General features: G+C 40.7%; 22 protein-coding genes and 1 riboswitch. Of the genes, 20 read left to right on the top strand and 2 right to left on the bottom strand.

Features of this window, described 5'->3' with window-relative positions; all coding sequences use genetic code 11:
* Positions 1 to 75 precede the first annotated feature (75 nt).
* Positions 76 to 266, top strand: a riboswitch (cobalamin riboswitch).
* Between the two features lie 192 nt (positions 267 to 458).
* From QYB95_RS05745 to QYB95_RS05700, 10 genes are all read left to right on the top strand, one after another.
* Positions 459 to 2,003, top strand: a complete 1,545-nt coding sequence (locus tag QYB95_RS05745) for an ABC transporter substrate-binding protein (RefSeq protein WP_301137306.1) — start codon at positions 459 to 461, stop codon at positions 2,001 to 2,003.
* Positions 2,004 to 2,012: 9 nt separating this feature from the next.
* The gene (nikB, locus tag QYB95_RS05740; RefSeq protein ID WP_301137305.1) at positions 2,013 to 2,939 is read left to right on the top strand and encodes a nickel ABC transporter permease; all 927 of its coding nucleotides are present in this window, start codon (positions 2,013 to 2,015) and stop codon (positions 2,937 to 2,939) included.
* Positions 2,940 to 2,953: 14 nt separating this feature from the next.
* Complete coding sequence (gene nikC / locus QYB95_RS05735; RefSeq protein ID WP_301137304.1) at positions 2,954 to 3,775, top strand: nickel transporter permease; 822 nt, start codon at positions 2,954 to 2,956, stop codon at positions 3,773 to 3,775.
* Between the two features lie 14 nt (positions 3,776 to 3,789).
* Positions 3,790 to 4,503 carry an ATP-binding cassette domain-containing protein gene (locus tag QYB95_RS05730; protein ID WP_301137303.1) on the top strand — a complete coding sequence of 238 codons (714 nt, stop codon included), beginning with the start codon at positions 3,790 to 3,792 and terminating at the stop codon, positions 4,501 to 4,503.
* Positions 4,500 to 5,270 (top strand): ABC transporter ATP-binding protein, encoded by a 771-nt coding sequence (locus QYB95_RS05725; protein ID WP_345783706.1) that lies wholly within the window; start codon positions 4,500 to 4,502, stop codon positions 5,268 to 5,270. The genes QYB95_RS05730 and QYB95_RS05725 overlap by 4 nt, the downstream gene beginning before the upstream one ends.
* Positions 5,271 to 5,544: 274 nt before the next feature.
* Positions 5,545 to 6,618 (top strand): iron-siderophore ABC transporter substrate-binding protein, encoded by a 1,074-nt coding sequence (locus tag QYB95_RS05720; protein ID WP_301137302.1) that lies wholly within the window; start codon positions 5,545 to 5,547, stop codon positions 6,616 to 6,618.
* 1 nt (position 6,619) lies between these two features.
* Positions 6,620 to 7,654, top strand: coding sequence for a FecCD family ABC transporter permease (locus QYB95_RS05715; protein WP_301137301.1), 1,035 nt, complete (start codon positions 6,620 to 6,622; stop codon positions 7,652 to 7,654).
* The gene (locus QYB95_RS05710; protein WP_301137534.1) at positions 7,654 to 8,685 is read left to right on the top strand and encodes a FecCD family ABC transporter permease; all 1,032 of its coding nucleotides are present in this window, start codon (positions 7,654 to 7,656) and stop codon (positions 8,683 to 8,685) included. Before QYB95_RS05715 ends, QYB95_RS05710 begins: the two co-directional genes overlap by 1 nt.
* Entirely contained in the window at positions 8,685 to 9,518 is an 834-nt protein-coding gene (locus QYB95_RS05705; RefSeq protein ID WP_301137300.1) for an ABC transporter ATP-binding protein, read from the top strand. Before QYB95_RS05710 ends, QYB95_RS05705 begins: the two co-directional genes overlap by 1 nt.
* A 676-nt stretch (positions 9,519 to 10,194) precedes the next feature.
* Positions 10,195 to 11,907: a methyl-accepting chemotaxis protein gene (locus QYB95_RS05700; protein WP_301137299.1), complete on the top strand. Its 1,713-nt coding sequence runs from the start codon at positions 10,195 to 10,197 to the stop codon at positions 11,905 to 11,907.
* Positions 11,908 to 12,004: 97 nt separating this feature from the next.
* Here QYB95_RS05700 and QYB95_RS05695 read toward each other — a convergent pair whose 3' ends face one another.
* The gene (locus QYB95_RS05695) at positions 12,005 to 12,766 is read right to left on the bottom strand and encodes an IclR family transcriptional regulator (RefSeq protein ID WP_301137298.1); all 762 of its coding nucleotides are present in this window, start codon (positions 12,764 to 12,766) and stop codon (positions 12,005 to 12,007) included.
* 241 nt (positions 12,767 to 13,007) lie between these two features.
* Here QYB95_RS05695 and kduI point away from each other — a divergent pair, with 241 nt between their 5' ends.
* The 10 genes from kduI (at position 13,008) to QYB95_RS05645 (ending at position 22,005) form a co-directional block, all read left to right on the top strand.
* Complete coding sequence (kduI, locus tag QYB95_RS05690) at positions 13,008 to 13,838, top strand: 5-dehydro-4-deoxy-D-glucuronate isomerase (protein WP_301137296.1); 831 nt, start codon at positions 13,008 to 13,010, stop codon at positions 13,836 to 13,838.
* 21 nt (positions 13,839 to 13,859) lie between these two features.
* Complete coding sequence (locus tag QYB95_RS05685) at positions 13,860 to 14,816, top strand: C-terminal binding protein (RefSeq protein WP_301137295.1); 957 nt, start codon at positions 13,860 to 13,862, stop codon at positions 14,814 to 14,816.
* Positions 14,817 to 14,844: 28 nt separating this feature from the next.
* Entirely contained in the window at positions 14,845 to 15,879 is a 1,035-nt protein-coding gene (locus tag QYB95_RS05680; RefSeq protein ID WP_301137294.1) for a TRAP transporter substrate-binding protein, read from the top strand.
* 16 nt (positions 15,880 to 15,895) lie between these two features.
* On the top strand, positions 15,896 to 16,381 hold the full coding sequence (locus QYB95_RS05675; RefSeq protein ID WP_301137293.1) for a TRAP transporter small permease: 486 nt from the start codon (positions 15,896 to 15,898) through the stop codon (positions 16,379 to 16,381).
* A gap of 26 nt (positions 16,382 to 16,407) precedes the next feature.
* Positions 16,408 to 17,712 carry a TRAP transporter large permease gene (locus tag QYB95_RS05670; protein WP_425609181.1) on the top strand — a complete coding sequence of 435 codons (1,305 nt, stop codon included), beginning with the start codon at positions 16,408 to 16,410 and terminating at the stop codon, positions 17,710 to 17,712.
* A gap of 91 nt (positions 17,713 to 17,803) precedes the next feature.
* Positions 17,804 to 18,805 carry a zinc-dependent alcohol dehydrogenase gene (locus QYB95_RS05665; protein ID WP_301137291.1) on the top strand — a complete coding sequence of 334 codons (1,002 nt, stop codon included), beginning with the start codon at positions 17,804 to 17,806 and terminating at the stop codon, positions 18,803 to 18,805.
* Positions 18,806 to 18,815: 10 nt separating this feature from the next.
* A complete protein-coding gene (locus QYB95_RS05660) occupies positions 18,816 to 19,571 on the top strand; it encodes an SDR family NAD(P)-dependent oxidoreductase (RefSeq protein ID WP_301137290.1) in 756 nt (251 codons plus the stop codon).
* 67 nt (positions 19,572 to 19,638) lie between these two features.
* Positions 19,639 to 20,403, top strand: coding sequence for a 2-dehydro-3-deoxy-D-gluconate 5-dehydrogenase KduD (kduD, locus tag QYB95_RS05655; RefSeq protein ID WP_301137289.1), 765 nt, complete (start codon positions 19,639 to 19,641; stop codon positions 20,401 to 20,403).
* Between the two features lie 25 nt (positions 20,404 to 20,428).
* Positions 20,429 to 21,376 (top strand): sugar kinase, encoded by a 948-nt coding sequence (locus QYB95_RS05650; protein ID WP_301137288.1) that lies wholly within the window; start codon positions 20,429 to 20,431, stop codon positions 21,374 to 21,376.
* Positions 21,377 to 21,387: 11 nt separating this feature from the next.
* A complete protein-coding gene (locus QYB95_RS05645; protein WP_301137286.1) occupies positions 21,388 to 22,005 on the top strand; it encodes a bifunctional 4-hydroxy-2-oxoglutarate aldolase/2-dehydro-3-deoxy-phosphogluconate aldolase in 618 nt (205 codons plus the stop codon).
* 124 nt (positions 22,006 to 22,129) lie between these two features.
* Here QYB95_RS05645 and QYB95_RS05640 read toward each other — a convergent pair whose 3' ends face one another.
* Positions 22,130 to 22,819, bottom strand: coding sequence for a response regulator transcription factor (locus QYB95_RS05640; RefSeq protein WP_301137284.1), 690 nt, complete (start codon positions 22,817 to 22,819; stop codon positions 22,130 to 22,132).
* Positions 22,820 to 22,878: the final 59 nt, after the last annotated feature.

Raw genomic sequence — 22,878 nt, 5'->3', positions numbered from 1 at the left:
GGATAGTGGCTTGAATTGACAAAATAGTAAATTAATAGACAAATTTGTCCTGTGATATGGTAATATTTATAAAACTTCAGAATTTTCTCAATGGGTGCTTTCTATTCGATAGATAGCTTAAAAGGGAAGTTCGGTGAAAATCCGACACGGTTCCCGCCACTGTAATTCAGAGCAACCTGCATAATGCCACTGCTTTTAAAAAAAGTGGGAAGGCGCAGGTGGTGATGAAGATAAGTCAGGAGACCTGCCTATTGAACAACGCTAAAACCTACGGGAGATTAGGGAGGTGGTTCGTTTGCGGATATATCTTGTCGCTTTTTTGACACTGCCATTATTATCCTTCCGGGCACTTCTGATCTCTCTATGTCAGAAGTGCTTTTTATATTGATTGTTTGCCATTTGCACACAGGACTTATCGCAGCAAGTTATAATCAATCCTTTTTGGGAGGAAAATAAAAATGAAGAAGTGGTACAAGCGTTACATTACATGGTTTTGCATGGCTTTGTGCATTCTTGCATTAGTGGGATGCTCGGCAAAAGAGGAACAAGTTAGTGCACTCAGCAAAGAAGAAAATGAAAATACCGCGACATTGGCCTTTTCTTGGAGTCCATCGGGTTTGGATCCGCATAGTGCCGATAGCTGGGAGATTATGCGCTCCGGTGCTGCGGAAACATTGATCAAATTAAGCAAGGAGCTGGTTCCTGAACCGTGGTTGGCAAAGTCATGGGAGCAAGTGGATGAGACAACTTGGTTATTCGAGCTGCAGGAAAACGTCAAATTTCATAACGGGAAAGCAATGGATGCAACGGCAGTGAAGGATTCACTACAACGTGCCATTGACAATCATCAAGGCACAAAGGATTTATTAAAAATCAAAACAATCGAAGCCGTATCAAAAACGCAGTTGAAAATCCAAACAACCGAAGTGAATGCTGCACTCATCTCAAATTTGGCAGACCCAGGCACGATTATCATGGATGTCGACTCCCTAGATAGCGAGGATAGCTATCCAGCGTTTACAGGTGCATTTGTGGTTAAGCAATTCAACCAGGACGAATCCCTGATTGTCCAACGCTATGAAGATTATTGGGGTGACAAAGCGAAACTGGATGAAGTCACAATCAAGTATATTTCGGACGCTAATACGCGGTTGATGGCTTTGCAATCGGGAGATGTTGATGGTGCAACAGATATTTCGGTTGAGTACATTGAAGTGTTGGGAAAAAATGAGCAATTGGAAGTGTTAACAGCCCAATCTTTAAGAACACATTTAGTCATGTACAATATGGATTCTCCTCTATTTAAACAATTAGCTGTACGAAAGGTTGTCGATTCATTAATTCCACGCCAGGAAATGATGGATTCTGTCCTGATGGGGCAAGGAACTGTAGCAGTTGGGCCATTTTCATCGATATTGCAATTTGGACAATTAGATCAAATGGAGGAAAATCAATCTGTTGATGGATTAATGGAGCAGGATGGTTGGTCAAAGAACAGGGATGGACTTTGGGAAAAAGACGGAAAAGTCTTTGAAGCCACTTTCCTGACATTTCCACAACGCCCTGAACTGACAGTGTTGGCAGAAGTTATTCAAAGCAAATTGCTTGAACAAGGGATGAAAGTAAATATTCGTCAGGTGGAGAATATTGATGAAACATTGGTCAATGAAGAGTGGGACCTTGCGATGTATAGTATGCTGACAGCGCATACCGGCAGCCCACACTTTTTCTTGGAGACTTTTTATAAAACAGATAGTGCATCAAATATGAACCATTTTGCTTCCCGAACAGTCGATGCGATGATTGATGAAATGCATGGAACGACTGATCCTGAAAAAAGTACTGAATTAGCGATCGAGATTCAAGAAGAAATTGCAGAAGAAGTTCCTCACTCTTATATTGTTCATCCAAATACGGTATTTGCAGTAAATAAAGATTTGCAAGGCTTTGAGGCACTGCCGATCGAATATTACTATAATCATGCAAATATCGATAAAGAATAATGGAATGCTATGCTTAAGTTTTTACTAGAACGACTTTTACAATTGGTCCTTGTTGTTTTTTGCGTTGCGACATTAACGTTTATATTGGTCAGAATTTCACCGGGAGATCCCGCAACAATCATGTTAAAAGCCAATGAGGTTCCAGCTTCGAGTGAAGCCATTCATGCTTTACGGAGTGAGTTGGGCTTAACCAATTCTATCAGTGGCCAATATATTGAATGGTTGCAGCAAATATTTACAGGCGAGTGGGGCGAGTCCTTTGTTTCTCAGAAGCCTGTTATAAATGAGCTGTTTGTTAGATTACCTGCTACGCTGGAGTTGGCACTTGCAGGACTTGCCATTATGTTGGCAGTGACATTCGTTATGGGAATCTCCACAGCTGTTTATGAAAATGGCCTAGCGGATAAAATCGGGCGTGTTCTAGCACTGCTAGGCTCAGCTATACCAACATTTTGGTTGGGATTCCTCTGTATCTATCTGTTCTCTGTCAGTCTTGGATGGCTGCCATCCATAGGAAGAGGCAGTTTTGAAAATTTAATATTGCCCGCAACAACGCTTGGGTTAGGTCTGGGTACAGTATATGCCCGTGTACTCCGTGCACATATGCTGGAACTGTTGCAGCAGCCTTTTGTAAAGGCATCCAGGGCAAGAGGGCTATCAAAGAAAAGAATACTAGTATTTCAGATTTTGAAGCAGGCCTTACTGCCAATTGTTACGATGGTTGGTACAAGCTTTGCATTTATGCTGGGCGGCAGCATCATAGTAGAATCTATTTTTTCATGGCCAGGTTTGGGGCAGTACGTTATTGAATCGATTAATATGCGTGACTATCCAGTGATTCAAGGTTACGTTGTTTTTGCTGCCATTTTGTTTGTAGGCATTCATATGTTGGTAGACTTTATCTATTTACTCATTGATCCACGGTTGAGAGTTTGATAGGAGGTGGGAGGATGAAGTTGAAGAGATTAGAGCAATTGAATACTGGCTTGCTTGCAGGACTGGTTATCCTTCTGGGTATTTTCTTGGCAGGGTTATTGGCACCATGGATTGCCCCCCATGATCCTTTGGCGGTAAATCTGGCATCAAGATTACAGTCTCCGAGCTGGACCTACCCATTTGGTACAGACCATCTGGGCCGATGTATCTTATCCCGTATTCTTTATGGTATACGAATAAGTGCTTCGTCTGCTTTCATCATACTGTTCCTCACAATGTTGATTGGCCTTCCGATTGCATTGTTGACAGGTTCTGTTCGAGGGCGCACGGATAATCTGATGATGAGATTCATCGATAGCACTTTAGCCATTCCGGATATTGTACTGACAATAGCGATTGTGGGCTTATTGGGACCCGGCTTAGTCAATATGATTTTCGCGATTGTATTGGTTCGTTGGGCAAGCTATGTTCGTTTTATTCGGAGCCTTGTACTGAAAATCTTTCAGGAAGATTATATCCTTTCAGCAAAGATGGCTGGAAATTCCCATTTTCGTATATTAAGACGCTATGTTCTCCCGGAAATCAAAATGCCCATTCTTGTTTTTGGTGCGCTGGATTTAGGCAAGATTGTATTAAATATTGCGGGTCTTTCGTTCCTGGGATTAGGGTCCCAGCCACCAACGCCTGAATGGGGCGCGATGTTGAATGATGCGACAGATTACTTTCAAATTTCCCCCTACGTCATGATTTTCCCCGGATTGGCAATTGTTTTGTTTGTCCTGGCTTGCCAGTTAGTAAGCGAGAAACTGGGGGAACTACGATATGACTTTAGGTAGGGAGGTATTTAGGGTTGGAAAGAAGCCCCTTATTAAAGGTTGAGCATATAGAAGTTACATATAAACAAAGGCAACAGCGAAAAGTAATTATTCAGGATGTATCGTTCGAGCTATACCCGGGAGAAATGGTTGCCCTGACTGGAAAAAGTGGTGCAGGTAAAAGCATCGTTTCACATGCATTGGTTGGCTTGCTCGATAAAGGCCTGAGTGTAACAAAAGGCCAAATTCTGTTTGAAGGAAAAGATATTGTGACTTTTGATGAGAAGCAATTTGAACATTTAAGAAGGGAACATATGGCATTGATGATTCAACATTCATTAAATGGTTTAGCACCGGCTAGACTGGTAAAAAAACAGATGTTGGAAACGATTCGCCAAAGAAGACCATGTTCAAAGAAAGAACTTGAACAGCTTTTGCTTAATCTACTAAATGATGTTGGTTTCAAAGAACCGGAACAGATTCTTGAATCCTACCCGTTTGAGCTGAGCGGGGGGATGAGGCAGAGAGTGCTATTGGCCATGATGCTAAGTTTGCAGCCGAAAATACTGATCGCTGACGAACCAACAACTGCTCTTGATCTAGTGAACCGTGAAAGAATACTGGGGTTATTAAAACAATTTCAACATCGTCTGGGATTGACGGTCCTTCTCATTTCACATGATGAAAACAGTATAAAAAAGTATGCAGACCGTGTCATTCATATGGATGAAGGAGGGGTACTTTTGTGATATTACTGGAATTGAAGAAAGTGACCAAAGAATACCCTCTACGCTTGAGAAGAGGGAATGCCAAGAGTAAAATTGCCGTCAAAAATGTGAGCTTTGCGATTACAAAAGGTGAAAGCGTCGGGCTTGTAGGCGAGAGCGGCAGCGGAAAAAGCACCCTTGCCAAATGTATGATGCGACTTGAAAAAATCACTTCCGGTCAGGTGTTATGGAAGGGACAGAGCATCTATTCAAAACGATTCAAAGACTTTACACTCTATAAAAACATTCAAATGGTACTGCAGGATTCTTCAGCCTCATTGCATCCCAAAATGCGGGTGGCAGAAATACTGGCAGAGCCCATTCGGAACTTTTTTCCGGATGAAAAGAATTGGCATGAAGAAGGTATTAAGTTACTGCATTTAGTTGGTTTGGACGCCTCATTTTTGAATTATTATCCTGATCAGTTGAGTGGTGGACAAAAGCAGCGTGTCTGTATTGCAAAAGCATTGGCCGTTAAGCCTGAACTGATTATTTTCGATGAATCGATTGCCAGTTTGGATAGCCCTTCACAAAAATCAATTCTAGAAATACTGAAAAAGATTCAAAAGCTGGATGGTCCTAGTTATCTATTTATCACACATGATCTGGAGTCCACGAAAGAGTTATGTGATCGTGTCGCGATCATGTACGAAGGGGAAATTGTGGAGACCCTTACCGATTGGGAAAATGGGCAGCTTACCCACCCATATTCACGGCTGCTTTTTGATACAATGGATTCTTATAGTTAGTAAATGAAATTGGTATTAACGGAATAACTGATTGATTGAACTAAAATAGGTATTCTCATTTAATTTAAGTTCAAATAATTTCGGGTAAAAGATGGTCTTTAAGTCAACAGGCTTAAGACCATCTTTTTTTTGTTTAAGGACTATCCACAACAACCCTTGCATCCTATAAATCTGGAAATAAAAATAATATATTGACAACTCATTCCATAAAATATATAGTACTACTTGAAGATGATAATCATTATCAATTAAAACATTGGGAGTGGAATTTCAAATGAAGTCAAAAAGACATTTTTCATTTTTAACCTTGTTATTAATCTCGATTCTTTCGCTTGCACTTGCGGCTTGTTCCAATCAGGAATCCGGTTCGGAAGATAGCGCAGCAACAGAGTCGGAAACAACTGATACAACAACAGATACGGAAGAATCTGCAACAGAATATCCAATCGTGATCAAACATGCTTTAGGGGAAGCGGTAATTGAAGAAAAGCCTGAACGTGTTGCGACAATTGCTTGGTCAAACCATGATGTAGCACTTGCACTTGGAGTTGTGCCTGTTGGTTTCTCAGCTGCCAACTATGGTGTGCAAGATGATACTGGTATGCTTCCTTGGACTGCAGAAAAATTAAAAGAACTTGGTGAAGAAAATCCGAACGTTTACCAAGATACAGACGGCCTGGATTTTGAAGCGATTGCCGATTCAGATCCAGATGTCATCCTTGCTACTTACTCGGGAATTACACAAGAAGATTATGATACGTTAAGTCAAATTGCTCCAGTCGTTGCATATCAAGAGACTCCATGGGTAGCTACTTGGCGTGACCAAATTACATACAACTCAATGGCTATGGGGATGGAAAAAGAAGGGCAGCAACTGATTGCCGATACAGAAAAGTTAATTCAAGATAAAGCCAATGAATATCCTGAAATTAAAGGGAAAAAAGCAGCATTTGCTATGTTCAATGCAACGGATTTATCGAAATTCTACATTTATACACCAGCCGATCCACGTGGTGAATTCCTTGAGGAGCTAGGTATGGAGTATCCGGAAAGCCTGAAAGAACAAACTGCTGATGCAGAAAGCTTCTATATCGAGTTAAGTGCTGAAAATGCAGATGCCCTTAAAGATGCGGAAATTTTCATTACATATGGTGATGAGAATACATTAAAAGCACTTCAAGCGGATCCGATTCTTGGAACCGTACCTGCCATCAAAAACGGTGCTGTGGTAGTTATTGAAGACAACACGCCACTTGCGGCTGCCGGTACGCCAAGCTCTTTATCTATCGAATATACAATTGATGATTACTTAACTTTAATTTCAGAAGTTGCAAAAAAGCTGAACTAACATGAACAACGTATCCATTTCAGAAAAAAAACAGTTGCAGCTTCCGCGTAATTTACTAAGAGTTCTCATACCCTTATTACTATTACTTGGTGTATCTATATTAGCTTCGCTTGCATTTGGTTCTCGCATTGTAGGCTGGGCAGATCTGATGGATGGTTTATTCCATCCTGAGGTTCTGTCCCATGAGGCCAATGTGGTTCGGCAAAGAATTGTTCGGACGATCTTTTGTTTGATGTGTGGTGCGGCATTGGGTGTTTCCGGGGCGTTAATGCAGTCCGTTACCCGTAATCCGATTGCCGACCCAAGTATTTTAGGAGTCAATACAGGAGCATCCCTATTTGTCGTTTGCGGGATTGCTTTTTTCAATATTAGTTCGGCAAATGAATATATCTGGCTGGCAATCGCAGGGGCGATCCTTACTTCGATCTTTGTATTTGGCATTGGTTCCATGGGGAGTGGCGGTGCTACGCCTCTTAAACTAGTTTTAGCAGGGGCTGCTACCAGTGCGATTCTTTCATCGTTAGTGGTAGCTGTGATGATACCACGTTCCAACGTGATGGACCAATTTAGATTCTGGCAGGTAGGCAGTGTTGGAGCAGGCAACTGGGATTCGATTTCAACTTTTGTTCCTTTTTTAGTTATTGGTTTTCTTATCGCCATTTTTACTGGCCCAGCATTAAACGCCCTCGCATTGGGAGATGAGGTGGCTACAGGGTTAGGTGTGCGAACAGGCACGATACGACTCTTTGCTGCTCTTGGTGCTGTCCTACTATGTGGTGCTGCAACCGCATTGGCAGGTCCAATTGGCTTTATTGGTCTACTTGCAACACACGTCATCCGATTGCTGATCGGGCCCGATTTGCGTTATATTATCCCGATGTCCGCTCTTACGGGTGCCATCATTCTAACCGTATCCGATGTACTTGGAAGGCTTCTAGGCAGTCCTGGTGAGCTGGAAGTCGGCATTGTAACCGCATTTGTCGGGGCGCCTATCTTGATTTTAATTACAATGAAAGCGAAAATACGTTCATTATGATGATAAATGAAACTATACATTCCATTATGGATTCCAGGCTGAAAAGACAACGTCGATTTATCATTATGACCTCTGTGTTGGCTTTGATTTCACTAGCACTTTGCTTTACGATGCTCATGCTCGGCAATACCATCTATCCAGTAGAAGATGTCTTTCACGTTCTCATGGGGGAAGATGTAAAAGGGGCATCATTTGCAGTAGGGACAATCCGCTTGCCTAGAATGATTGCGGGTGTATTTGCTGGTTTTGCTTTTGGTGTCGGAGGGTATATCTTTCAAACGATGCTAAGAAATCCGCTGGCCAACCCAAATGTCATAGGGATTACAACTGGTTCCAGTGCAGCTGCCGTTTTTTGTATCATTGTGCTGCAGGCTAGTACTACCGTTATTTCGATCGCATCTGTCATTGGCGGGCTTACAACGGTACTCGTGATTTATGCGTTGTCCAAAGGGTCTTCCTTCTCAATAGGGAGATTGATCTTGATCGGGATCGGCATCCAGGCGATGCTCACGGCTTTTATCAATTACTTACTGTTGATTGGCCAGGAGAACGACCTTCCTGCTGCGATGAGATGGCTAAGCGGCAGCTTGAACGGGGCGAAGATGGAAACTCTCTTTCCACTTGTCCTTATGGTAATAGTGTTTACGCCCATCATCCTTTTTTATGGTAAACGATTGGAAATGCTGGAGTTGGGGGAACAAGCCGCTACCTCGCTTGGAGTCGATACAAATAAAACAAGGATTATCCTGATTATCAGCTCGGTGCTGATCCTTGCGTTGGCTACAGCGACAACAGGCCCGATTGCATTTGTGGCATTCCTTTCCGGTCCCATCGCAAAAAGATTGGTGGGTGTCGGGTTTTCAAATATCCTTCCAGCCGGTTTGATAGGGGTAATCTTAGTATTGGCATCGGACCTTATCGGACAATTTGCCTTTGTGGCTAGATACCCTGTTGGCGTCATCACGGGTATTCTTGGTGCACCTTACTTGATTTACTTATTAATTCGAATCAATCGAAAGGGAGATTTATAATGAGACCAACACACACGTTTCTGGCCGAAAGCATCACTGCTGGATACGATAAAAAAACCATGTTGCACGATATCAGCATTGAAATACCAAGCAATAATATCAGCATTATCATCGGTGCCAATGGATGCGGGAAATCGACGCTGCTAAAAACGATGGCTCGATTAATCAAGCCGACTTCCGGGCAAATCAGTTTGGACGGAAAACCAATCCATAAGATTCCGCCGAAACAATTGGCACGAGTATTGGGGCTTTTGCCGCAATCACCAATCGTTCCTGAGGGAATCACGGTGGCAGATCTAGTTGGAAGAGGCAGGTTTCCGCATCATACGTTCATGAAAGGCTGGTCAAAGAAAGATTATGAAGCTGTTGCAGAAGCAATGGAAATCATGAATATTACGGAATTTGCCGATCGCAATATTGATGAACTTTCCGGTGGACAAAGACAGCGTGTCTGGATTGCTATGGCCCTGGCCCAACAAACAGATATCCTCTTCCTTGATGAGCCAACAACTTATTTGGATATCACGTACCAAGTAGAAATACTAGATTTACTGACGGACTTAAATCGCAAATACGGAACAACCATTGTGATGGTTCTTCATGATATTAACTTGTCTGCACGTTATGCTGACCATATTTTTGCACTACATAAAGGGAAGCTTGTAGCTGAAGGAGCACCATCGGAAGTCATTACAAGTGAGTTGATTAAAGACATTTTCAATCTGGATTGCAAAGTCATTGAAGACCCGGTTTCGGATTCGCCGTCTGTCGTACCAATTGGCCGACATCATAATAAATCCATAAGTGTTTCTGAAAGTGCGGTAATCGTCTAATAACAAGGAATCATCTTGGCTGGAAATCCCAGTCAACAAAGCTACCTCCATTTCAATAAGTTTTTAACGTAAAGGCTGCTTCCAGCACTAACTGGGAAGTAGCTTTTTTAGTGGGAGAGTTATTAGGACGATCAAGAAGGAAACTTGCAGGAACGATGCAAAGTGGCTGCTATTACAACGATCTAAGAAGTAGATTGCACCAAACGGTATCAAAGCGAGCAACAATATCAGTTCCGTGGTAGAAATGATTCTTATAGTGGTAGAAAAGAAAAGAAAAGAAAAGAAAAGAAAAGAAAAGAAAAGAAGGCAGAACAATATACAGCGTTCGCCCTCACCCCAACAACTCCCAATACCTCCTAATCCCTATACTTTGCGAAGAGGATTGTAAATTTTTGCTATTCGAATAACTTTCTGAAATAGAAATCTTACACCAAGCTTCATGACCCAACCGCTACAGCTCATGTAGATAATTACCGTAACTAAGCAGGACGCAAAACTAGAGTCCTATTGGGAAATACAGATAAATATAAGCAGTATTATCCATTTATCTTTTATCAATAAAATACTAAATTAATAAAACTTTCTGCCGAAATATAATCATGTAACTGTTATTTACCGGATGGGTGGCTTCGAGTACAAAGAGAGTTATCATGAAACAATATGAGGAGAAGTGAGTATGAAGTTTTTAAGAAATTTAAAGGTATTACAGAAACTGATATTATTAATATCTATATTTACAATTTCGCTATTGATACTAGGTTTTGTAAGTATAAGTAATTTATCAGGTGCATCAAATAATGTTGATACCTTGTACAACAAGCAATTAAAGCCTAGTCTGTTGCTCAGTGGGATCAGTATTAATAACCGTGCGATAAATGCTTATTTGTTGGAGTTACTGTTAACGGATGATCCCGAGCGAAATGAATACCTAAATGGACGTGTAGATTTAAACATTGATCAAACGGCAACTTACTTTGACGAGTTAGCTTCAATGTCACTGCCAAGTGATATTGATCAACAACTCGATAAGTTGATCTCGCTGGATAAAGAGCAAAACGTTATTCGGGAAAAAGTAAGAGATTTAGCGATGGAAAATAAGAATGAGGAAGCCTACCAGGTGTTTCAAAATGAATTAGAGGCGAAACGAGTTGCTATTAACGAACTGTTTACAGATCTCGAAGAATCAAATAAAGAGGGATCTGAACAAGTTTTTAATGAAGTGACCGAATCTACGGATAACGCAAAAACTACTGTTATTGTGACGATTATTCTGGCTATAATCATCACAATCTTGGTAAGTCTAGTAATCGCAAGCCTGATTACAAGGCCGTTAAGAAAGATACAGGAATTATTGGGTGTTGTGGAAAACGGTGATTTTACGGTAAAAGGAGACTACCAATCAAAAGACGAGATTGGGATGCTGAATGCCTCATTCAATAAAATGGTTGAAGGCGTGAATACAGTGATTCGCACTGTGGGAAGCACTTCCGAACAAGTTGCGGCAGCTTCCGAGGAGCTAAGTGCCAGCGCGGAACAAAGTACCAAGGCGAGTGAGCATATTACCGAAACCATACAGGAACTTGTAGTCGGGGCAGAAAACCAGGTAGACATTATCAGAGATAGTACAAACTTGATTGCACAAATCAATCATGATACGGAAGAAGTTATGAGCAATACGGAAATTGTATCGCATACTGTAGATGAAGCTTCACGATTATCTTCTGAAGGAAGAAAAGTGATTAACGAAGTAAATAATCAGATGAAGTTTATCGACAATACGGTTCGATCGTTGGTTGATTCGTTTGCGGAACTTTCTACCCGCTCAAGAGAAATCGGGCAAATCATTGAAGTCATTACAGGTATTGCAGCACAGACAAATCTTCTGGCACTGAACGCAGCGATTGAAGCGGCGAGAGCGGGAGAATCCGGAAAAGGGTTTGCCGTTGTGGCGGACGAGGTACGAAAGCTAGCGGAAGAATCCGCCAAATCGGCACGACAAATCTCGGAACTTGTTTCAGCCATCCAACAGGATACGGACCAAACGATGAAGATGGTTGAAGATGCAACAGGCGAGGTTAAACAAGGGATGTCGGTCGTTCATGTTGCTGGTGATACATTTAGTGAAATTGAAACAGTTATCGAAAAAGCAGTTCCACAAATTGAAAGTATCAAAGGAAATGTTGAGAAGCTGTTAACAGGCACAAGTCATGTCAACAAATCGATTATAGAAGTAAACGAAGTAGCGACTGAAACAGCAGCTGGAACGCAATCGGTTACTGCCGCTACAGAAGAACAACTGGCTTCGATGGAAGAGATTACATCCTCCTCCCAAGCGCTTGCCAGCTTGGCGGAAGATCTTCAATCACTTATTCTTAAATTTAAAATTTAAATAAAAATAATCTTATGATCATGTGAAAAAGGATATTACGTTCGAGTGAAGCTCTTACGTAATATCCTTTATTTTTCGTTTTAATTAATTTCAATTTTTATTGCACATATCCAAGTCGGGAAGAGATCGCTCTTGAAGTATGTAAAATTTTATCAGCTAATTCGTTTTCGATTCTTTCCATCGTTACTCGGGTACTAGGTCCGGAAATGCTGAAGCTTGCAATGATTTTTCCGCTAAAATCATAGATTGGAGCGGCAATACAGCGGATTCCTTCCTCGTTCTCTATATTGTCGAGTGAATAACCGGATTTTCGTATTTTCGAAATTTCCTGAAGTAGATCGGTGGGCGTCAAAATGGTGTAGTTTGTACGTTTTGTAAAATTTATTCTTGAAATAACTTCCTGTAAAGTGTGTTCATCTTTTCCTGATAGCATCATTTTGCCGACACCAGTGCAATACATTGGCGCACGACTACCTATGCGTGAATACATGCGAATCGTTTGATTGCTTTCGATTTTGTCCACATATACAACTTCTTCATTTTCTTCTACACACAAATGCACAGTTTCGTTAATTTCCTTAACCAAGTTTTCTAGTAAAGGTCTAGCAACGGTGATTAAACTTGAATTGCTTAATATATTACGTGTTAGAAATAACGCCCGAAAGCTAAGGTAATATCGTTCTGTTATGCTATCTTTTCTTACATATTGCAACTCAATGAGTGTTGAAAGTAAGCGATGAACCGTACTTTTCGATAAGTTTGTAGCGGATGCCAATTTTGTGATTTGCATGCCGTTTGGATGCTCGGATAAATGTTCTAATATGATAAAAGCACGTTCAATTGATTGTACAGTTGCCATTTTATTTCTCCACCATTTCTAAAAATTTCGTAGCCTTTAACAATCATATTCGAAAAACTATTGATTTGTAAATGATATCTCAAAAAGTTAATAACTGTTATTATAATTCACAGAAAAATAAAATTCTTCTTGTAATTACAAATCTTAGAACATATAATATTTATGAATTGGAACGTTGTTCTACAATGCGGAACATAAGTTTTTCTGATAGCGCTTTCTTTAACTAAAGGGGGAAAAATTAATGAAAATTATTTATGCACATCACCCTGAAGATGTGAAACATTACACGACTGAGAAATTACGAGAAGAGTTTTTAATGGAAAAACTGTTTGTTGAGAATGTTGGGACATTGAGTTATAGCCATGTGGATCGAATAATTTACGGCGGCATCTATCCGATCGATCAAAAGGTGACATTGGATGCCGGTAAAGAACTTGCTGCAAAGTATTTTTTGGAGCGACGTGAAATGGGTGTTATTAATGTGGGTGGCCCTGGACGCATCGTCTGTGATGGAGATACTTTCGAAATTGATAACAAAGAAGCTCTCTATATTGGCAGGGGAACTGAGGAGTTATATTTTGAATCTGTTGACTCTAGTAATCCAGCAAAATTTTACATTAACTGCTGCCCGGCACATGCCAAATATCCAACTGTAAAAATTGACCAAGAAAAGGCAATTAAACGACCTATGGGAACAGATAGCAATATGAATAACCGTGTCATTAATCAGTATATTCACCCGGATGTATTAGATACTTGCCAGTTAAGTATGGGGATGACGGAGCTGCAAGAAGGAAGCGGATGGAATACAATGCCATGCCATACACATGAACGTCGTATGGAAGTCTATTTCTATTTTGATATGGAAGAAGACACACGCGTATTCCACCTAATGGGGCAACCAAATGAAACGCGTCATATCGTGATGGCAAATGAACAGGCAGTGTTATCGCCTAGCTGGTCGATCCACTCGGGTATCGGAACAAAAAATTATACGTTCATTTGGGGAATGTGCGGAGAGAATTTGGATTTTGATGATATGGACCACGTTGCCATGAAGGATTTGAAATAGACACTGGATGGGTGATGACAAATGAAAGTAATTATTTCCGACTGTGACCATGCTGATATTGAAATAGAACAAAGTATATTCAAAGAGAATGAACTTTTACTTGTACTGCAACAGAACCAGACAGAAGAGGATCTAATTCAAAATTGCCAGGAAGCGTCCGTCATTATTAATCAGTATGCGCCGTTTAATGAAAGGGTTTTCGCAAAGTTGCCTAACCTAAAATTGATTGTTCGTTATGGTGTAGGGGTTAATAATATTGATTTGCAAGCGGCAACGAAATACGGTGTGCAAGTTTGTAATGTTCCTGACTACGGAACCCATGAAGTTGCAGATCATGCATTGGCATTAATGCTAGCGCTTACACGGAAAATAACGAAAATGGAACGTTTAGTTAAAGCGGGCGAGTGGGATTATCAAGCTAGTATCCCAATCTATCGCCATAGTGAACAGATTGTTGGGATTATAGGTGTGGGACGCATCGGTTCTGAGTTTGCCAAAAAAGTTCATGCACTGGGCTGCAAAGTGATTGCACATGATATATCTGCAGAACGTAAAAACTATGATTCTAGTTTATCGTTTATTGAATTTGTAGAGTTTGAGCAGCTTGTAGAGCAAGCTGATATTATATCAATCCACTGTCCATCAGACCAAGCGATGAATTTATTTGATGAAAATGTGTTTAAAAAAATGAAGCCGACTAGTTTTCTGATCAATGTTTCACGGGGAGGCATTGTCGACGAAGACGCTTTATACGAAGCACTTGCATCAAACAAAATTGCAGGTGCAGCTTTAGATGTTGCACTTAAGGAGCCGATGGATTCAGATTCTCCGCTGCTAGCACTAGATCAATTTATTCTGACACCGCATATGGCTTGGTATTCGGAACAAGCAGCACAGGAGTTAAAGAGAAAAGTTGCACAAGAAGCAGTGAGATATGTGAAGAATGAAGAGCTTCATTATCCTGTTAATAAAATCTAATTTAAAAATCATATTGGAGGGGACCAAGATGAAAAAATCAATTAAACAATTACTATTTTTAGGGGTTATGGGATTAGTATTAGTTATTTTAGCAGCTTGTGGCGGGGAGGAAGCATCAACTACCGAAGCAGAAGAAACTTCAAATGGTGAAACACAAGTATTGAAATTGGCATTTAACCAACCGGAAAACCATCCACAATATAAAGCGATGGAGGAATTCGGAAAGAAATTTAATGAACGTACAAACGGAGCATATGAAATCGAGATTTTTCCAAATGAATTGTTGGGTGCACAACGCGAAACCATTGAATTAGTACAAACTGGAACAGTACAAATGTCGATTGTTGCTGGTAGTTTACTAGAGAACTTCAATGAAGATTTTGCCGTATTTAACTTGCCGTATGTATTCGAATCAGCAGAACATCAGATGTCAGTATTAAACGATCAAGAAGTTGTCGGAGATTTATATTCTTCACTGAAAGATCAAGGTTTATTTATAGCCGGTGCATTCCACTCAGGCGTACGTAATGTATATAACAGCGAAAAGCCAATTAATACACCGGAAGATTTAAATGGAATGAAAATTCGTATCATCGAGTCGGATACAAATATTCAAATGATGGAACAAATGGGTGGTACAGGTACACCTATGGGCCAAGGAGAAGTATATACAGCAATTCAATCGGGCGTAATTGACGGTGGGGAAAATAACGAACTTATCTACTCAAATCTTAAACACGCTGAAATTGCTCCTTACTATTCTTATACAAAGCACTTAATGTTCCCGGATTACCTACTGATCAACTCAAACTTATTTGATGGCATGAGTGAAGAACATCAACAAATTTTTAAAGAAGAACTAGCGGTCGCGATTGACCGTGAAGTAGAAATGTGGGAAGAAGACGTACAAAAAGCCATTACGGATGCAGAAGCTGCAGGGGCAAAATTCAATGAAGTAGATGTAGAACCGTTCCGTCAAGCTACTGAATCAGTTGTACAAGAGAAGCTGGCTTCCGAAAATGCTAAAGCGTTATACGAAAAAGTTCGCGAAGCAGCGAAATAAGTGGTGGTGAATTCATATGGAAACAGTCAAGAATTGGCTAGATAAGATTTTATCAACTATATGCGTCGTATTATTCGGCGCATTAGTTCTCCTAGTGACATGGCAAGTTTTCACACGTTTTATATTAAACAATCCAAGTACTTTTTCAGAAGAATTAGCAAAATATTGTTTTGTATGGTTAGTCCTGTTTGGGGCTGCATTTGTCTTTGGGGAAAATGGGCATATGCGAATCGAATTTATCCAAGATGCTTTGCCAAAGAAATTTAAAATGGCAGTTCAAATTTTTATAGAGTTAAGCATTATTGCTTTCTCAGCTCTTGTATTATTATCTGGTGGTTTAGCAATAACAAAATTAGCCTGGGCACAAATGTCCGCCGCTTTACATATACCGGTTGGCTATTTGTATTCAGTCATGCCAATTTGCGGAGTAATCGTTATATTCTATTGCATTTACAATATCTACTTTATTCTAAAACATAAAAAACCACTGGAAATTTTGTAATGACAAGAGGGGAGGTATGACAGATGATGTCAGCAGGGGTAGCAGGTTTAATTTTATTTGCTGGTGTAGCATTTTTTCTAATAATCGGTGCGCCGATTAGTATCAGTGTCGGAATTGCATCAATGCTTGCGATGTTTTCCATGTTGGATCCTGCAAATGCAGTTCAAACATCGGCACAACGTATGTTTACGGGAATGAACTCATTTACACTACTAGCCATTCCATTCTTTATTTTGGCTGGTGTAATTATGAATAACGGTGGCATTGCGATGCGTCTGGTAAATTGCGCGAAAGTATTATCAGGACGTATGCCTGGATCATTGGCACAAACAAATGTATTAGCCAATATGATGTTTGGTTCGATTTCTGGATCAGGTGTTGCAGCTGCAGCAGCAGTGGGCTCGACAATGGCACCGATGCAGGAAAAAGAGGGATACGATCGTACGTTTAGTGCTGCTGTCAATATTGCATCCGCACCAACAGGTATGTTGATTCCCCCGAGTAATACATTGATTGTTTTTTCTTTAGTAAGTGGTGGAACATCGATTGCAGCATTATTCATGGCAGGTTATATTCCGGGAATCCTATGGGGACTTGCATGTATGGTTGCCGCTTATGTGATTGCAAAGCGAAAGGGCTATAAAGGAAATGAAAAAGTTCCTTTTAATATTGCATTAAAGGTCTTTATCGATGCGATTCCCTCACTTCTCTTAATCATCATTGTAATTGGTGGAATTATATACGGTGCCTTTACAGCTACAGAAGGTTCGGCCATTGCGGTAGTTTATGCATTGTTGCTCTCGTTTTTATACAAAACGATTAAAGTTAAAGATCTACCAAGAATCTTAATGGAATCAACGCGTACAACTGCAATTGTTATTTTCTTGATAGGTGTTTCCACAATTATGTCATGGGTGATGTCTTTTACAGGTATCCCACAGCTAATTGCTGACACGCTATTAGGATTTACGGATAGCATGATCGTGATTTTAATCATCATGAATATCGTTCTTTTAATAGTTGGTACGTTCATGGATCCAACACCGGCTATTTTAATATTTACACCTATTTTCTTACCTATCGTTACGCAGTTTGGTATGGATCCGGTACATTTCGGAATCATGGTTGTTTTCAATTTAAGTATTGGGACAATTACCCCGCCGGTAGGACCTGTTCTGTTTGTCGGAGCACGTGTAGCCAAATTGAAAATCGAACAAGTAATCCGCCCATTGATACCATTTTTTGCAGTAACGATTGTGGTTCTGTTGATCGTAACGTATGTTCCGGAACTTTCACTATGGTTACCAAAGGTATTTGGACTTATTAAATAGCAAAAAAAGCGTCCAAAGGTATTTGTAAGAGCTACTTTTGGTCGCTTTTCTTTTAAGCCGTAGGGCAATTTTAAAAAGGGGGATAAAAAGCGTGAAAGCAATTGTTTACACAGCGCCCAATACTGTTGAATGTAGCGAAGTAAATCAACCTAATGTGCCCCAAGGGTATGTACTATTAAAAAATGCTTATGCAGGGATTTGTGGAACAGACTTAAATATATTTGCGGGTACTCATCCTCGTGCACAAGCTCCCCTTATTCTGGGGCATGAATTCTCGGCAACAATCGAAAGCGAACATCCAAAATACCAAATTGGAACAAAAGTGACGGTTAATCCTTTGATTAGTTGCGGGACTTGTGTTCCATGTAGCACGGGGCAATCTCATGTATGCGAGGATTTGAGATTAGTAGGGATTGATGTTGATGGTGGAATGGCAGAGTATGTGGCGGTAGAGGCAGATAAAGTGATTCCCTTACCTGAAAACGTATCGTTACAACTTGGTGCACTTTCTGAGCCTATCGCAGTAGCCGTACATGCTGTTCGGACAGCAAAGTTCTTGGCAGGGGATCACGCGGTAGTGTATGGAGCGGGGACAATTGGTTTGTGTGTAGCTTTAACATTAAGAGCCTATGGAGCATCCGAAGTCATTGTCATTGAAGCGAATGAACTTCGTCTACAAAAAGCAAAAGAATTAGGGTTTTTGACGCTTGATTCAATGAAGGATGATGTAGTGACCGAGTTGGCCAAAATGACAAATCATGTAGGAATTGACTATGTATTTGATTGTGCAGGACATCCGGCTGTCATCAGGCAAGTAACAGAAATCGTAAAAGTACAAGGAACGATCGTGATTGTAGCAGCTTATAAGAAACCAACTGAAATGAATTTAATTCAGGGGATGTTTAAAGAATTATCAATTCAATTTGTTCGAGTATATACAAAACGTGATATTGAGCTAGCACTTGATTTAATCAATAAGGTTCCTCAGTTTTCGGAAATCATTACCCATGTCCTAAGCCCGGAACAGGCAATGGAAGGGTTCGAATTACTTACAACACCAACAAATGCGATAAAAGTTTTGTACGCATTCTAGGAGGAAATTCATGCACCGATTATTTGATTTGACTGGTAAAAATGCCGTCGTGACAGGCGGCAGTCGCGGATTAGGGAAGGAAATTGCTCTAGGTTTGGCTGAAGCGGGGGCGAATGTGGCAATTATCTCAAGAGTGGAATGTCCGGAAGTTGTATATGAGCTGGAACAGTTTGGAGGGAAGGCCGTATCGATTGCTTTTGATATCGGCAATTTAGAAATGCATAAAGAGCTTCTATCTATAATAGAAGAAAAGCTTGGGAAAATCGATATCTTAGTAAATAACGCTGGTGTTCAAAAACGACACCTGGCAGTGGAATTTCCGCAAGAAGATTGGCACTATGTGATGAATGTAAATGCTAACGCCGTATTTAGCTTGTGCCAAGTTTTTGGAAAGCCCATGCTGGAACGAGGAAGAGGGAAGATTATTAATGTTGCTTCCTTGCTATCGTTTCAAGGTGGATTTACTGTTCCGGCCTATGCTGCAAGTAAAGGTGCGGTGATGCAGTTTACGAAATCCTTGGCAAATGAATGGGCATCCAAAGGGGTCAACGTAAATTGTGTTGCACCAGGTTATATGGCAACGGATATGAATGAAGCACTCATCAATGACAAGGTGAGAAGTCGTCAAATCATGGATCGCATCCCAGCAGGACGTTGGGGAACAGGAGAAGATATGCAGGGGGCCGTCATCTTCTTGGCATCAAGCGCCTCGGATTATGTACATGGTTTTACGATTGCAATTGATGGTGGCTGGTTAGGTAGATAAAAGCATACCAGAAATTTGAATCGGCAATCAGACAATTGAAATCTAATTGGAAATGGAGAGAGGATTCATGAGTTTTCAGCTTGACTATTTTTCACTAAAAGGGAAAACAGCACTTGTTACAGGTGCTCGTACAGGGATTGGGCAGGCGATTTCCGTTGGGCTTGCTGCAGCAGGAGCCCATCTAATATTAGTGGGTCACCAAGATAATATGCATGAAACGCAAGAGCAAATTGTTAAAGTACAAGGCACTTCTGAAACGTTTCTAATGGATCTTGGCGATGTTGACGGTTTAGGAGCAAAGCTACAACCAATATTGGAAAAATATCAGATTGATATTTTAGTCAATAATGCAGGGGTTATCTATCGTGAGCCTGCAGCAGCGCATAACATGCAGGAATGGAATCGGGTATTGGATGTCAATATCAATTCAGTATTTACGCTTTGCCAGACAATTGGGAATCAAATGCTTGCCAACGGAGCAGGAAAAATTATCAATATTGCTTCCTTATTGTCGTTCCAGGGAGGAATTAATGTACCGAGCTATACCGCGAGCAAGCATGCCATTGCAGGATTGACTAAAGCGCTAGCAAACGAATGGGCATCAGGTGGAGTACAAGTGAATGCCATTGCCCCTGGCTATATCTCAACAAATAATACAGAGGCACTTCGTAATGATGAACAACGCAATAAATCCATTTTAGAACGCATTCCAGCAGGGCGTTGGGGTCAGGCGGATGATTTAGCAGGGACAGCGGTATTTTTGGCATCGCGTGCATCGGATTATGTATCAGGTCATGTTTTAGTTGTAGATGGAGGCTGGATGGGCCGCTAAATCGATATGAGTGAGGGTTAATGATATGGATATTATTACAATTGGAGACGGCATGATTACATTTGACCCATCCGTTAAAGGTCCATTACGCTATGTTGATGAGTTCAAAAGGAAAATTGGCGGAGCGGAATTAAATGTCATCATTGGCTGTGCACGTTTAGGATTGAAAACAGGTTGGATCAGCCGACTAGGCAAAGATGAGTTTGGTAGGCATATTCTTAATACGGTCCGTGGGGAAGGGATTGATGTTTCGGAAGTTAAGCTCATCGAGGGCTATCCGACATCCCTGAATTTCAAGGAAGTCCATGCATCAGGCGATAGCAAAACATTCTATTATCGTCATAAGTCCCCAACGGAAACGTTAAAGGTCGAAGAGTTGCCAATTGACTATATTAAAAACGCGAAAATCTTGCATGTCACGGGAGTATTCCCTGCGATCCTTGAACAAAATCGCCAAATCATTCTACAAGCGCTGAAAATTGCGAAACAGAATGGTGTAAAAGTTTCCTTAGATCCAAATATACGATTGAAACTTTGGTCTAAAGAACAAGCCCGAGAAACGCTGTTAAGCTATTTGCCGTATGTCGACTACTTATTAACCGGTCGTGAGGAATTGGAAATATTATTTGAAACTTCACGGGAAGCGGAAATCATTCAGGCGCTCCAAAACTATGAACTAACGCATATTATCGTAAAAGATGGCGCAAAGGGAGCATTCTATTTAGAGAATGATAGATTGAATGAAGTAGCAGGATTTACTGTCGATAAGGTTGTCGATACGGTTGGTGCTGGTGACGGTTTTGATGCGGCTTTTCTTTATGGCATCATACAAAACTGGTCTGTAGAAAAATCTATTAGACTGGCGAATGCTGTAGGAGCAATGGTTGTACAAGTAGAGGGGGATAATGAAGGGCTTCCCTATTTAGAAGATGTTGAAGTGTTTTTAGGAACGCGTGAAAAAATCGAACGATAGGAAGATGCAACATGTACAGTAAATTACAGGACATTCGGTTAATACCGGTGTTACGGAAAGTACCCTACGAACTATGCCAAGAACTTGTGAAAGCATTAAATGACGGGGGCATAAAAGCGGTCGAAATTACAATGGATTCTGAAAATGCCGCTGAAATGATTCGAGAAATAAAACTGCAAAATGATGGAGATTTATTGGTAGGCGCGGGAACGGTTTTAACATTGGAAGATTGTGAAAAAGCGCTGAAGGCAGGTGCTGAATTCATCGTTTCGCCTTCCTTGAATATGGATGTTGTAAAGAAGTGTGTTGAACGGAAAACCCCGGTAATCCCGGGAGTATTTACACCGACCGAAATGCAGACTGCCTATAGTGCAGGAGCCAAAATGATCAAGCTTTTCCCGGCTTCATCCCTTGGAACAAAGTTTATAAAGGATGTAAAGGGGCCATTGGGACATATCCAAATGATGACGACTGGTGGCATTAATCTAGAAACAGCAAGATCGTATTTGGAAGCAGGAGCTAATATTGTAGGAGCAGGCAGTGATCTTATTAAAAAAGAGTGGCTTCAATCCAAAAATTGGGAAGCAATTACGAACGAAGCCATTGCGTGGAATAAGAGTTTGCAATAATTAATTATACAGTGCCCCCTATTGAAAGAAGCAAACTTTTGTATCCAAGAAAATAGGATGGAAAACTCAAAAAGGATACGCCCAAGAGCAGTTTCTTGAGCAGTATCCTTTTTATTTTGTATTGTCATCCCATCTGCCCCAGATAGATGGATACGGCATGCGTGCGGTTCTTTGCACCTAATTTGATAAGGATGGATTTAATATATTGCTTGATGGTTGCTTCACTTAAAGCGAGCAAACTTGTAAGTTCCTTTGTTGATAGTCCGTTTGCAAGCGCTCTCAAAACTTGATTTTCGCGAGGACTTAGTTTCGGGTGAGCGTAGTTTTGGGGTTGGACGAATAGCTCGCCTGTTAACTGTCCGAAAATGGTGAATTGCTCCAATTCCTGCTCGTTGAATCGAACATTATTTTTTATAAACTCACAGCATATATAAGCAATGGTCATATTATTGACAACGATTGGAATGACCAGCAAGGCTTTCAATGGTTCAGTGCGATGATAACGGCTTGAAATGAGGGTGATGATTTCCTTTCCTTCATGGTAAGTCGTTTTGCGTTTTTCAACGGCGGTCTTAACAATCGGCAAAGAGCGGATATCATCCCGAATATAAGAAATGGACTGAAGTTGTCCGTCCTGCATTGCAGCGACCCCTTCACCGACAGAACCAATTGGACTATATCGGAAAAAAGAAATCTTTTCACAAAAGGATAGTTCGTCCAAGGCGAGGAGAATATGACATATTTTTTCTTCTTGAGTCTGTAAATGAATACAATCAGCTAGTTTTTCTTCTAATGCCCACGCAAGTTTTTGCATTTCTATCACTCCTTTATGTTTTATATGATTGGAATCTATTAAAAAGTAGTAATCTGCTT

Source organism: Ureibacillus aquaedulcis (assembly GCF_030418165.1).
Classification (GTDB): Bacteria; Bacillota; Bacilli; order Bacillales_A; family Planococcaceae; genus Ureibacillus; species Ureibacillus aquaedulcis.
Note: the sequence above shows the minus strand (reverse complement) of the source record. Positions and strands in the feature narration are given on the sequence as shown.

Coding starts and splice junctions, on each gene's coding strand:
- QYB95_RS05745 (WP_301137306.1), top strand. CDS start 459: ATGAAGAAGTGGTACAAGCGTTACATTACATGGTTTTGCATGGCTTTG.
- nikB (WP_301137305.1), top strand. CDS start 2,013: ATGCTTAAGTTTTTACTAGAACGACTTTTACAATTGGTCCTTGTTGTT.
- nikC (WP_301137304.1), top strand. CDS start 2,954: ATGAAGTTGAAGAGATTAGAGCAATTGAATACTGGCTTGCTTGCAGGA.
- QYB95_RS05720 (WP_301137302.1), top strand. CDS start 5,545: ATGAAGTCAAAAAGACATTTTTCATTTTTAACCTTGTTATTAATCTCG.
- QYB95_RS05715 (WP_301137301.1), top strand. CDS start 6,620: ATGAACAACGTATCCATTTCAGAAAAAAAACAGTTGCAGCTTCCGCGT.
- QYB95_RS05710 (WP_301137534.1), top strand. CDS start 7,654: ATGATAAATGAAACTATACATTCCATTATGGATTCCAGGCTGAAAAGA.
- QYB95_RS05705 (WP_301137300.1), top strand. CDS start 8,685: ATGAGACCAACACACACGTTTCTGGCCGAAAGCATCACTGCTGGATAC.
- QYB95_RS05700 (WP_301137299.1), top strand. CDS start 10,195: ATGAAGTTTTTAAGAAATTTAAAGGTATTACAGAAACTGATATTATTA.
- QYB95_RS05695 (WP_301137298.1), bottom strand. CDS start 12,766: ATGGCAACTGTACAATCAATTGAACGTGCTTTTATCATATTAGAACAT.
- kduI (WP_301137296.1), top strand. CDS start 13,008: ATGAAAATTATTTATGCACATCACCCTGAAGATGTGAAACATTACACG.
- QYB95_RS05685 (WP_301137295.1), top strand. CDS start 13,860: ATGAAAGTAATTATTTCCGACTGTGACCATGCTGATATTGAAATAGAA.
- QYB95_RS05680 (WP_301137294.1), top strand. CDS start 14,845: ATGAAAAAATCAATTAAACAATTACTATTTTTAGGGGTTATGGGATTA.
- QYB95_RS05675 (WP_301137293.1), top strand. CDS start 15,896: ATGGAAACAGTCAAGAATTGGCTAGATAAGATTTTATCAACTATATGC.
- QYB95_RS05670 (WP_425609181.1), top strand. CDS start 16,408: ATGTCAGCAGGGGTAGCAGGTTTAATTTTATTTGCTGGTGTAGCATTT.
- QYB95_RS05660 (WP_301137290.1), top strand. CDS start 18,816: ATGCACCGATTATTTGATTTGACTGGTAAAAATGCCGTCGTGACAGGC.
- kduD (WP_301137289.1), top strand. CDS start 19,639: ATGAGTTTTCAGCTTGACTATTTTTCACTAAAAGGGAAAACAGCACTT.
- QYB95_RS05650 (WP_301137288.1), top strand. CDS start 20,429: ATGGATATTATTACAATTGGAGACGGCATGATTACATTTGACCCATCC.
- QYB95_RS05645 (WP_301137286.1), top strand. CDS start 21,388: ATGTACAGTAAATTACAGGACATTCGGTTAATACCGGTGTTACGGAAA.
- QYB95_RS05640 (WP_301137284.1), bottom strand. CDS start 22,819: ATGCAAAAACTTGCGTGGGCATTAGAAGAAAAACTAGCTGATTGTATT.